This is a genomic window from Streptomyces sichuanensis, from assembly GCF_020328095.1.
GTDB classification, from domain to species: Bacteria; Actinomycetota; Actinomycetes; order Streptomycetales; family Streptomycetaceae; genus Streptomyces; species Streptomyces cinnamoneus.
The window spans coordinates 1-11150 of record NZ_JAIXMK010000050.1 but is presented as its reverse complement, the minus strand read 5'-3'; the positions used below and the strand labels follow the sequence as shown (position 1 = coordinate 11150).

Here is an 11150-nt window from a genome sequence, read left to right as displayed (position 1 = left end):
CGGCAGCACGAGCCGCCCGGCGGGCGCCGGCAGGTCGAGGGCGAACGGGCCGCCCGCGCGCAGGGCGGCCGCCGCGGCGAGGGGCCCGAGGTGCCCGAGGCAGCGGGCGAGGGCGTCGCCGTCGGGCGCGGTCAGGGCGCGGGTGAGCCAGGTGCCCACCGAGGGGTAGCCGAGCGTGTCGCGCACCGCGCGCGGGTGCTGCGCCTCGGCGCGCTCCAGCAGGCGCCAGTGCGCCTCGAAGCGCTCCCGGACATCGGCCGGTACGGCGTCGGGCCGCCGCTCCAGCCGGGTCAGCAGGGACTTGAGCAACACCAGCCGCCGGCTGTGCGCACCGTCGAGCAACAGGGCGACGTCACCGGGCGCGGACCGCGTGCACGCGAGCCGGCCCAGCGCCCCCGCGTCCGGCCTCCCGGGCTCGCTGACGCCCGCGGCAACCGGTCCACCGCTCCGGGGCAGCGCCCCGGGGGCCTCCCCCGGGCGGGGCGCCACCGGCACGACACCGAGGGGGGTCGCGCCCGCCGGCGGACCGGCTCCGTCCTCCCCCGGCCGGGGTGAGCGTTCGCCGGCCGGGTGGGCGTGGGTGTCGTCGGGGGTCACGGACCGGCGTCCGTGCTGTCGGAGTACCACGTCTCCCCGAACTCCGCCGGGAAGGACAGGGCGCGCTCCACCGCGGCCGCGAGGGCCGGGTCGGGGGCGGTGCGCAGGGCCCGCAGGCCCAGGCCCGTCAGGTCGGGCAGCGACGGCACCCCCGCCGACCCGTCCCGTTCGGCCGTCGCGGCATTCCTGTGCTCAGGCACCGGCACCTCTCGCTCCTTCCTGCCGCTTCCCGCCGGGGGCGGACCCCCGCGGCTGCACGGTTCTTCCCAACGCCCGTCGTACGGAAACACGTTCGGATCAGGTCCGGACACCGGAGCTCATCCGTCGGCGAGCCGGGCCACGCTCGCCCGGGTCGCCGCGACCTCGGCCCAGGGCACCGCGGCCAGCCGGGCGGTGAGGTGGCGCCACTCGCGCTGCGCGTCGCGGTAGGCGGCCAGGGCGGCCCTGGGCAGCCCCATGCGTTCCATGGCCTCCCCGTAGCGGTGCAGGGCGCGCGCGGCGGTCACCGAGCCGGGGCCGTCGGGCGCGGGCAGGCGGGCGGCCTCCTTCGCCGCGGCGTCGAAGGCCGCGGCGGCGTCCGCCACCGGCAGCCCGCCGGGCTGTTCGCTCAGCGCCATGCGCGCCACGCCCAGTTCCAGCCACGCCTCGGCGCGCAGGGCGCCGTCCGGGGACCGGCGGGCCGCCTGTTCCAGGAGGTGGCAGCTCTCGTAGAGGTCGGGCGGGAAGCCCTGCCGGCCGAACCGCAGGACCAGGGCCCGCCCGAGCATCAGCTGGATCCGCGGGCGCAGCGGTGACCGGCCCGGGCTCACCGCGAACGCCTCGCGCAGCACGGCCTCGGCCCGGCCGACGGCGTCGGGCCGCGCCCCGGCGTCGTCGGGCGTCCCGGCGTCGGGCGTCCCGGCGCCCCCGAGCAGGGACTCGCCCCACTCCAGGAGGAGTTCGCACCGGCGGACGCTGTCGCGCCCGGCCAGGGAGACCGCCGCCGCGTAGGCGTCGTCGGCCTCCGGCCTGCGGCCCGCGGCCGTGTGGGCGCGGGCCTCCTCGGTGCGGCAGCCCAGGCGCTGCAGGTCGTCGGCGGCCAGGTCGCGGGCCCGGCCGAGGACGGTGAGGGCCTCGGCGGCCGGGGCGCCGGCCAGCCGCAGGGCGCGGGCGAGGTCGAGGAGGGCCGCGCAGCGCTGGATGTCGGGTGCGTCGGCCGCCTCCAGCAGGCTGCAGGCGGTGCGCAGTTCGACGACCGCCTCGTCGGCCGCGGGCGCGGGCTCCGTACGGGCCAGGGCGAGCATCACCCGGCCCAGGCGGAGGTGGCGTGCGGGCGTGCCGGCGGGCAGGGCGCGCAGGATGCGGGCGGCGGCGTGCAGCCGGCCCGGGTCGCCGTCGGCCAGCCAGCGGTCGTGGTGGGCGGCGGCCAGTTCCAGGGCCGCCTCGGTGTGCCGGTCGCTGCCGGGCTCGGTGTGGTCGTGGGCCTCGGTGAGCAGGGTGACGGCCTCCGTCAGCACCGCCTCGCGGCGGCCGGGGTCGTGGCGCACGGAGTCGGTGCCCGCCAGGGCGCGCAGCACTCCGCCGAGGACGAGCCGGGCCCGTATCCCCTCGGTGGCGCCGCCCGGCTCCAGGGGCGCGGTGGCGGCCGGTGCGGCGTGGGCGCGGGCCTCGTGGAGCAAGGTGGGGTCGGCCTGCACGCGCCACAGGCGCAGCAGCCGCTCCGCCTCGCCGAGGGGGCCGCTCTCAACGGGGACGGGCTGGTACCAGCGCACCACGCGGGCGGGCACCTCGGCGAACAGTTCCGGCTCGGCCGGCCCGGAGATGTGCGGGCGGACGCCCGCGTCCGGTTCGGCGGGGGGCGTGGCGGCGGTGTCCTGCAGGGGGCGGCCGGAGAGCTGTGCGGCGGCGAGGGCGGAGAAGTTGCGCGAGCTCTTGTCGAAGGTCCGCTCGACGTACTCGGAGCAGTGTTTGAGCACGAGGGCCGCGGCGCTCTGGCCGAGCGACTGCAGCAGCAGCTCCCTTACCCCGTCGGCGAATTCGTACCCGTGCTCCTCCGCCGGCCCCGTCCCGGTGCCCGGCAGCCGCCACAGCAGGCCGCTCAGCAGCACCTCGGCCAGCTCCATGGGGCCGGTGTCGGGCAGCATGGCGCGCTGCACGACCTGCATGACCGGCAGCGTCAGCGGCACGGCCGCCAGGTGCACGGCGAGCCGCAGCGCGCCCGGCGAGGCCGCCGCGCGGAAGGCGGTGAGCAGCTCGCCGGCGCTGCGGGCGGCCCGCTCGCCGGGGCCCGGCACGTCCCGGGCGGGGTGGCCGGGCAGCACCAGGCCCGCGGCGCCGCGCACGGTGGTGCGGCCGGGGCCGGACAGCAGCCGGGCCCACGTGCCGAGGGCGTCCCGGGTGGGCAGCAGGACGGGTACGGGCAGGGCGCCGGGGCCGGGCGGGGGCCCGTAGCCCTCGGGGGTGAAGCGCAGCCTGCCGCCACTGGCCGGGTCGCGGGTGAGCAGGCCGGCCTCGGCGGGCAGCGCGGTGCGCGGCCACAGGCGCGGCGGCAGGGGCTGGACGACCGCCAGCGGCGAGGTCCGTGCCCAGTGGTGGAGCAGGCGCTGGGCGCGGCCTTCCTGCCACAGGGGTCCCACGCAGTCGCTGACGACGAGGGTGAGCCGGCGCCCGGTGGGATCGCGGAACTGGCCGGCAGGGCGCGGCCGCTGGTGGCGGCGCGCCCGCTCCGGCGTGCCGGGCCCGGCCGTGGTGCCGACCAGGGGCGTGCCGTCGGCGGCCCGGTGCAGGTAGCGCACCTGGACGTCGTGGAAGACACCGATCTGGGCGCAGGTCTGGCGTAATTCCTCCAGCATCCGCTCCCACACGGCCATCGAGGGGGCGGCGTCCATCAGCAGCTGGACGGAGGCCGCGCGCCGCCCGTCCGCGCGGTGCACGGGCTGCACGACGTCCGTGCGGGCGGCCTCGTCGGCGGTGGCGTCCTCGTCGAGGGAGCCGGGTACGGGCGCGGTGAGCGGGCGGTAGCCCCGCAGGGGCCGCAGGGCGCGCTGGAGGCCGAGCAGGCCGGGGAGGGACGACGCCATGGGGACGCGGACCGGGAAGGCGTCCACCGGTGCGGGTGCCGTGCGGCCGCCGCGGGGGACGAAGACGGACACCGGGCCGGAGCGCTCCGCGCGTCGCACGGCCCTCCCCTCCCTCGTCCGGGTGCCCGGTGCGTCACCGGGGACGGCACGCTCCGGCGGCCCGTGGCGCTCCGGCCGCCGGGTGCTCCCGGGGCCGGCCGGGGGTCCGGCGGGCCCGGGGTGCCCGGCCGCCGGGCCGTCCCCGGGCGGCGCCGGGGCGCCCCGGCCGGCCCACTGGGCCAGCCACACCGCGTCGGCCAGCTCCTCCGCCGACAGGTCCCAGTCGGCGGCCCGGAGCCGGGCGACCAGCTGCCCCAGCCGCAGGTCGTCGGGCGCCGTCATCTCTCATCACCTCGGCCGGTCCAGGGGCTGCATGAGCATGTCCGCCAGCCGCTCCCGCGTGACGCGCTCGGTGCGGGGCGCGTGCTGGGTGAGGAACAGGGCGTTGAGCAGCTGGTCGGCGGCGATGACCTCGCCGGGCTCCCGGTCGAGGAAGCGCTGGATGAGCTCGTCGCCGTCGGTCACCGCGTCGTCCCCCAGATGGGCTCTGACCATCGCGGTCAGCTGCTCCTCGCCCGGCGGCTCCAGGTCGAGCTGGATGCAGCGGCGCAGCAGGGCGGCGGGGAAGTCCCGTTCGCCGTTGGAGGTGAGCACGATCAGCGGGAAGGTGGTGCAGCGCACCCGGCCGCCGCGGATGGCGGCCCGGCCGCCGTCGTCGGTGAGCACGCCGACCTCGGGTTCGATGTCGGCGATCCGCTCCAGCTCCGGGAGGCGGAACTCCCCCTCCTCCAGGGCGTTGAGGAGGTCGTTGGGCAGGTCGAGGTCGCCCTTGTCCAGCTCGTCGACGAGCAACACCCTCGGCTGCGGGCCGGGCAGCAGGGCCGTGCCGAGCGGCCCGAGCCGGATGTACGAGCCGATGGAGCGGCGCGGACCACCGCCGGCGCCGGCGCCGGCCCGCTCCAGCTGGACGTCCTGCAGCCGGGCGATGGCGTCGTAGTGGTAGAGGCCGTCGCGGAGGGTGGAGCGGCTGACGATGGACCACCGCAGCACCCGGCCGAGGCCCAGTTCGTGGGCGACGGCGTGGGCGAGCGTGGACTTGCCGGTGCCGGGGTTCCCCGTGACCAGCAGCGGACGGCGCAGGTAGAGGGCGGCGTTGACCGCCTCCACCTCCTCGGGGCGGGGGTGGTGGTTCTCCACCAGCCGGCGCAGCACGCCCAGCCTGCGGGCGGCGCTGGGGTCGGTGTCCGCCCCGGTGTCGGGGCCCGAGGACGCGAAGTCCCGCCAGGGCGGGGGCGGCGGCAGCCGGCGTATCCCGTCGTGCGGCAGGCCGGCTCCCCGATAGATGCGCCAATCGTTCACACTGGGCTCCTCGTAGCTGGTGATGCCCCTGGGGCCTGCTGTGCCCGGGGTTCCCGCGTCGCCGCCGCAGCCACTGCCGGTCCCCCGGCTCGAAGGTACTCGCCCGGCCGGTGCCCTGCCGACCCCTGCCGCACGCCCCGGGAACGGACTTGACGTGTCGTCACGGCGGGCCGCCGGGCCGCACGCCGGGGGCGTACAACGGCGTGTCGGGCAAGGGTGGTTGGTCGGGGGAGTCGTAGAGCAGGGCAATCGAGCGTGCCCACAGCGCGTCGGGGTCGGGGGCCTCCGGGTCGGCGCAGCGGGTACGGAGGTTGCGTATGCGGCGGTGGAGGCCCTCGGCGGTCTTCGCTTCGAACACGAGTCGGGACGCCTCGCGGTGGAATTCGGCGCAATCCGTATGGCCGGTGGCGCATCTGCGCCAGATCACCACGGCGTGCCCGGCGGCGAGCGCCGCGTCCATGGCCGTTGCGCCCGCACCGGCCGCCACCTCGCCGCAGTACACCGGCACGGCCGTGTCGGCCGTGTCGGACAACCGTCCGTACGCCGCGTGACCGCCCTCCCGGCCCGGCCCGTCGTGCCCCTTCACCGGTGCCTCGCGCCGCAGCGGTACGGCGGTCAGCGGACCCCGGTTCGTACCGCCCCAGCGCCGGCGCCACTCGGGGATCGCCGGGCGGTCGCGGCGGCGCCGGTCGCGCACGAAGACCGCCCGGCGCTGCCCCAGCGGCATCGTGTGCGGGTCGAAGCCGTCGGCCGGTGCGTCCGGCGGCACCAGCTGCCAGGCGTCCAGCGGCTCGTCGAACAACTCGCGGGGCACCACCACGTGCAGGGCGGCCAGGTGCTCTCCCGCGTCCCCCTGCTGCAACGCCTCGGCGACCGGCTCGCGCAGCGCCTCGCGCAGCCGGGCCCGCGGCACGCCCTCCTCGTCGCCGTCCACCGGGTTGACCACGCCGTTCTCCAGCAGCAGCTTGACGCGCCAGGGGTAGCGGTCCCCGTACGGGGCGCGGTCGATCTCCACGAGCACGTCGCCCCAGGGGCGGGCGAGCGTCCCGGGGCCGCCCGGCTCGACGTCGCGGCGCTCGGGCTTGCGCAGCTCCACCGTGCCCGCCGGGGCGGGGGCGGGTGGCTCGGCCCCGTCCTGCGCGCCGCCGTGCAGGATCTCGTGGATGTCCTCGCGTATCACGTCGGGCAGCGGCTCGGCCTGGCCGCCCAGCCAGGTGCTCAGCTCCCGCAACGGCTCCAGGTCCCGGGCGTCGCCCAGCCGGCTGACCGCCGCCGCCACCCGGGCCGCGTAGAGCAGCACCGCCTCCAGCTCCAGGTCCCGGCCGGGCTCCGCGGCGGCCGGGCCCCCGTCGCGCAGGTCGTACAACAGGCCCACCCCCTCCCGCCAGGTGCGCGGATCGTGCACCACACCCGGCTGGTACGGGCCCTGCACGACACGCCGCTTGGCCGCGTCGACCAGCAGCATCACCTCGCCGGGCGTCGTCGGCGGGGACAGCTCGGCGAGCCGCGCGAAGAGGTGGGTGCGCAGGACGGGCGTGAAGCCGGCCGCCGCGGCGGGACGCAGCGCCTGCTGCAGCCCCGTCCAGCTGCCGCCGGTGCCCACGGTGCGGTAGCGGCGCAGGTGGTGGCGGTCGTGGGCGCGGACGAGGGAGTGCAGCCGGTCGCGGCCGGGGCGGGCGCAGGCGAGGCGGCGCAGCGCGGTGATCGGCACGGCCAGGCCCGCGGTGTCCTTGCCGCGCCCCTTGCTGACGCCGATGACCGCGCCCCGGCCCGTGTCCACGACGGGCCCGCCGGAGCAGCCGGCGACCGGGATCTCGCCGCGCAGGAGCATCGCCGAACCGTCCCTGCCGTCACCGCCGTTGGCGACGCCGAGGCCGAAGCGCAGGGCGAGCTCGCCGGTCTCCAGCGACCAGCCGTGCAGGCTCACGGGGGCGGGCACCACCGCCGAACGGTCGCTGAGCCACAGGCACTCGGCGTCCTCGGCCCCCGCCACCTCCAGCAGCGCCAGGTCCGGCAGGCCCCAGTGGCGGGGCGGGGCGGCGGGGTCCGGCGGCATCGGCAGGGCGATCGCGACCCGGCCCGGCAGGGTGCGGCCGTCGGCGTCGGTGACGTCGACGGCCGTCCGCCCGCCGAGCACCGCGGCCCCGCCGTTGCCCACGACGTGGGCGCAGGTCAGGGCGAGGCCGGGGGCGACGAAGAAGCCGCTGCCCCAGAACAGGGCGCCGGTGGGGTCGTCCGCGCCGCCGGGCGCGGAGATGCGGACGACCGCGCGGCGCACGGTGCCGTCGAGGGCGCTCAAGGGGCGCCGCCGGGGGTGCCGCCGTTGCCGGGGGCGCCGCCGTCGCCGGAGGCCCCGCCGTTGCCGGGAGCGCCCCCGCCGCCGTTCTCGGTCCAGGTGAGCGAGACCGTCACCGACGCCTTGCCGCTGCCGTCGGCCAGCAGGCTGACGACGCGCCCCGCCTGCGCGGACAGCTCGATGCCGAACTGCACCGTCACTTCGTGCGGCTTCGCCGCCGCCAGTCCCATGCGGAGCGAGCCCGCGACGCCGCGGACGACGTCGGAGAGGCCGCCCGCGAGGTCCGCCACGCGCCGCGCCGCGCTCGAATCCTCGTACGCGCCCCAGGGCTCCCCCGCCGCGAGCTCCTGCGCCTGTGTGACCCGGGCCCAGACGACCGTGCCGTCGTCGAGCCGGACCTGCGTGATGCCGTCAGCCACGCGCCACCCCCGTTACGCAGATGATGCAGCAGGCTAGTCCTCTGATCGGACCGGCGCGAGAGGCCGTGGCCAAGGCCGCCTATCCTGGGCAGGACCGACCGTCCACCCCTGCACCGTCCCCGGAGACCACCTTGTACTTCACCGACCGCGGCATCGAGGAGCTGGAGAACCGGCGCGGCGAGGAAGAGGTCACCCTCGGCTGGGTCGCCGAACAGCTGCGCACCTTCGTCGACCTCAACCCGGACTTCGAGGTCCCGGTCGAGCGCCTCGCGACGTGGCTCGCACGGCTGGACGACGAGGACGACGAGTGACGACGCCGGACGCGTAGGGACGGGCCGAGCTCAGCGCCCCCGCCCCCGCCCCCGCACCACGACGGCGCGGGGGCGGAACCGAGACGTGCGGGCCCGCCCGCACCGCGCTCAGCGACGGCCCCAGGCGCGCCACGTGTCGTAGGCGATCGTCAGCGCACCGTCCGTCAGCAGGATCGCCCCGGCCGCGGCCCAGCCGCGCCTCGCGCCGTGTCTCCGGCGCGCGTAGACCAGGAGCGACACCCCCGCCGCGACCTCCGCGGCGCCCAGCGCCCGTGCCTTCGGACCCCGGATCCACTCCCCCAGGGCGCCCTGTTCCGAGGCGTCGAGGCCGGTCCGGACCGCCTCGCGCCAGCCCGGCCACTCCACCGGCTCCGCGGCCGGCGCCGCCGCGGCCGCCGTGTGCAGGGTGCGGGCGTCCGCGCCGGGGGCCACGCCCGGCGGAAGGTGCAGGCCCGCGCGGGCCAGGACCGCGACGAGACCGAGCACCCGGGCCCGGGCGTCCGCGTCGGAATCCGGGCGCGTCAGCCGGTCGAACGCCTCCGCGTCCAGGACCGGGTCCAGGCCCAGCCGTACCCGCAGGGCCGTCAGCGCGCTCTCCTCGCCCAGCGGGGCGCCGTCCGCGAGCCACGTGAAGCCGACCGTGCGGCGGAAGCCCGACGCGACCACGAAGCCCGCGCCCTCCGCGTCCCACCACAGCCCGACCGCCGGCCACGACTCGGCGACCGTCAGCGCGTGCGCCCACTCCGCCGTGAGCGCGGCGAGGTTCGCGCCCTCCTCCCGGGCGACGTCCTCCCCCGGCACCAGCACGCTCCACCCCTCGCCCGCCGGGGCGAGGAGCAGCGGCTCGCGCAGGAGCTGCGCGGGCGGTCGGACGCGGTCGGGTTCGGCCCGGCAGAGCAGCAGTGCTCCCGCCGCCCGGCTGTGATCAGTTGCGGACATGCGTCCACGCTATGCCACTGGGCGGTGCTTGACTTCCCCGAGCCGCGATATATCGTGTTCAGCATGGAGACGCGATATGTTGCGTCGCAGTCGGAGCCGTCGAGGTCGCACCCGTCGAGGAGGCCGGACATGCCGGGCCAGTCCGAGTGGTCAATCGCCGCACCCCAGAAGCTCACGTTCGAAGAGCCGGTCACGGCCCTGAAGGTGGGCGTCGCGGGCGGCACCGTCAACGTCGTCGGCACGGGCAGCGGCCCCGCCCGGCTGGAGCTGTCCGACATCGACGGGCCGCCGCTGGCCGTCTCCCTCGACGGCGGCGCCCTCACCGTCGGCTACGAGGACCTCCCCAAGAACATCCTCAAGTGGCTCGACCGCTTGACGTGGAAGCGGCGCGTCACCGTCACGCTCACCGTCCCGGCGGCCACGCGCGTCGAGATCGCCGTCGTCGGCGCCGACGCCGTCGTCTCCGGCATCTCCGGCCCCACCGAGCTGAAGGGGGTCTCCGGCGACACGACCCTCGTCGGCGTCACCGGCGACGTCCGCGCCGACACCGTCTCCGGGCGCTTCGAGGCCCAGGCCCTCACCGGCGACCTGCGCTTCCACTCCATCTCCGGCGACCTCACCCTCGTCGAGAGCGGCGGCGGATCCGTCCACGCCGACTCCGTCAGCGGCGACATGCTCGTCGACCTCGCCGCCGGGGCCGCCGTCTCCAGCCCCTCCCTGACCCTCAGCAGCGTCTCCGGCGAGGTCGCCGTCCGGCTGCCCCACCCGCGCGACGCCCGGGTCGACGCCGAGGTCGACGCCAACACCACCACCGGGTCGGTCTCCTGCGCCTTCGAGGACCTGCGCGTCAGCGGGCAGTGGGGCGCCAAGCGCATCACCGGCAGGCTCGGCGCCGCCGGTTCGGACGGTTCGGACGGTTCGGACGGTTCGGACGGTTCGGACGGTTCGGACGGTTCGGGGGGCAAGGCCGGCGGGCGGCTCAAGGTCACCACCGTTTCCGGCGGCGTCGCCCTGCTGCGCCGCCCACCGGCCCAGGACACCGCCCCCGGCTCCGCTCCGCACGGAAAGGTCCTCTGATGCCCCCCGTCTTCGCCCACGGCCGGCTGCGCCTGTACCTGCTCAGGCTCCTCGACGAGGCCCCGCGCCACGGCTACGAGGTCATCCGCCTGCTGGAGGAGCGCTTCCAGGGGCTGTACGCGCCCTCCGCCGGCACCGTCTACCCCCGGCTGGCCAAACTGGAGGCCGAGGGGCTGGTCACGCACGCCACCGAGGGCGGGCGCAAGGTGTACTCCATCACCGATGCCGGGCGCGCCGAACTCGCCGACCGGCGGGGGGAGCTGGCCGAACTGGAGCTGGAGATCCGCGACTCCGTGGCCGCCCTCGCCGCCGACATCCGCGAGGACGTGCGGGGGGCGGCCGGGGATCTGCGGCGCGAGATGCGGGAGGCCGCGCAGGAGGCCCGGCGCACCGGCGCGGGTACGGGCGCGGCGGCCGGCGCGGCCGGTTCCTCCGGTGCCGGGGACTTCGGCGAGTACTTCGCCGGGGCCAAGGAGGAGCTGCGACGGGCCAGGGAGGAGTGGAAGGAACAGGCGCGCCGGGCGAAGGAGGAGAGCCGCCGGGCCCGGCAGGAGGCGCAGAGCGCGCGCCGGCAGGCCCGGCAGGCGCAGGAGCACGCGCGGGAGGAAGTGCTCCGCATCCAGGAGCGGGTGCGGGAGCAGGTGCGCGAGCACACGCGGCAGGGCGACTGGCCCACGGGGCTGGTGGAAGGTGTCAGCGCGCTGGCCAAGGAGCTGGGGGCGCTGGCGGGCGGCGCGGGCGGCGGGGACGCCACGGCGCCGTCGTCCAGGGACGCGGTGCGTGATCTGGACCGGATGCTCGACCGCTTCCGCGACGAGGTGCGGGACGTTGCGCGCGACCACGGCCTGACGTCGGATCAGCTGGTCGAGGTCAAGGGTCACTTGGTGGATGCCGCTGCTCGCATCCATGCCGTCGTGCGGGGTGAACGGCTGGGCTGAGGCCGTCCGCCGGGGGCGGGGTCGGGGCGGGGGGGGGGGGGGGGGGGGGGGGGGGGGGGGGCGGCCCCTTCTGGGGGCTGCATTATTTACGGCAACCGTCAGCTGTTCAGTGTGCT

General features: G+C 77.3%; 9 protein-coding genes and 1 pseudogene. 3 read left to right on the top strand and 7 right to left on the bottom strand.

Annotated elements, in window-relative coordinates; genetic code table 11:
• From LE181_RS16600 to LE181_RS16575, 6 genes and pseudogenes are all read right to left on the bottom strand, one after another.
• A pseudogene (locus LE181_RS16600) lies at nt 1-597 on the bottom strand (hypothetical protein); the annotation flags it as partial.
• Entirely contained in the window at nt 594-797 is a 204-nt protein-coding gene (locus LE181_RS16595; protein WP_225662064.1) for an FxSxx-COOH-like cyclophane-containing RiPP peptide, read from the bottom strand. The pseudogene LE181_RS16600 and the gene LE181_RS16595, both read right to left, overlap by 4 nt.
• 117 nt (nt 798-914) lie before the next feature.
• A complete protein-coding gene (locus LE181_RS16590) occupies nt 915-4037 on the bottom strand; it encodes an SAV_2336 N-terminal domain-related protein (RefSeq protein WP_225662063.1) in 3123 nt (1040 codons plus the stop codon).
• 6 nt (nt 4038-4043) lie between these two features.
• Nucleotides 4044-5054 (bottom strand): AAA family ATPase, encoded by a 1011-nt coding sequence (locus LE181_RS16585; RefSeq protein ID WP_225662062.1) that lies wholly within the window; start codon nt 5052-5054, stop codon nt 4044-4046.
• A gap of 160 nt (nt 5055-5214) precedes the next feature.
• The gene (locus LE181_RS16580) at nt 5215-7353 is read right to left on the bottom strand and encodes a VMAP-C domain-containing protein (RefSeq protein WP_225662061.1); all 2139 of its coding nucleotides are present in this window, start codon (nt 7351-7353) and stop codon (nt 5215-5217) included.
• On the bottom strand, nt 7350-7769 hold the full coding sequence (locus LE181_RS16575) for a CU044_2847 family protein (RefSeq protein WP_225662060.1): 420 nt from the start codon (nt 7767-7769) through the stop codon (nt 7350-7352). The genes LE181_RS16580 and LE181_RS16575 overlap by 4 nt, the downstream gene beginning before the upstream one ends.
• Before the next feature lie 131 nt (nt 7770-7900).
• Here LE181_RS16575 and LE181_RS16570 point away from each other — a divergent pair, with 131 nt between their 5' ends.
• Nucleotides 7901-8080, top strand: coding sequence for a DUF6104 family protein (locus LE181_RS16570; protein ID WP_004937694.1), 180 nt, complete (start codon nt 7901-7903; stop codon nt 8078-8080).
• Nucleotides 8081-8188: 108 nt separating this feature from the next.
• On the opposite strand, the gene LE181_RS16565 is transcribed toward LE181_RS16570, so the two are convergent.
• Nucleotides 8189-9019 (bottom strand): hypothetical protein, encoded by an 831-nt coding sequence (locus tag LE181_RS16565; RefSeq protein ID WP_225662059.1) that lies wholly within the window; start codon nt 9017-9019, stop codon nt 8189-8191.
• Nucleotides 9020-9148: 129 nt separating this feature from the next.
• Between LE181_RS16565 and LE181_RS16560 the strand changes: the two genes are divergently transcribed.
• Together LE181_RS16560 and LE181_RS16555 are read left to right on the top strand one after the other, a co-directional pair.
• The gene (locus LE181_RS16560; RefSeq protein WP_225662058.1) at nt 9149-10096 is read left to right on the top strand and encodes a DUF4097 family beta strand repeat-containing protein; all 948 of its coding nucleotides are present in this window, start codon (nt 9149-9151) and stop codon (nt 10094-10096) included.
• Entirely contained in the window at nt 10096-11034 is a 939-nt protein-coding gene (locus LE181_RS16555) for a PadR family transcriptional regulator (RefSeq protein WP_225662057.1), read from the top strand. The genes LE181_RS16560 and LE181_RS16555 overlap by 1 nt, the downstream gene beginning before the upstream one ends.
• Nucleotides 11035-11150: the final 116 nt, after the last annotated feature.

Excerpts from the sequence above, each read along its gene's own strand:
- LE181_RS16590 (WP_225662063.1), bottom strand. The coding sequence starts at position 4,037 with ATGACGGCGCCCGACGACCTGCGGCTGGGGCAGCTGGTCGCCCGGCTC.
- LE181_RS16565 (WP_225662059.1), bottom strand. The coding sequence starts at position 9,019 with ATGTCCGCAACTGATCACAGCCGGGCGGCGGGAGCACTGCTGCTCTGC.
- LE181_RS16560 (WP_225662058.1), top strand. The coding sequence starts at position 9,149 with ATGCCGGGCCAGTCCGAGTGGTCAATCGCCGCACCCCAGAAGCTCACG.
- LE181_RS16555 (WP_225662057.1), top strand. The coding sequence starts at position 10,096 with ATGCCCCCCGTCTTCGCCCACGGCCGGCTGCGCCTGTACCTGCTCAGG.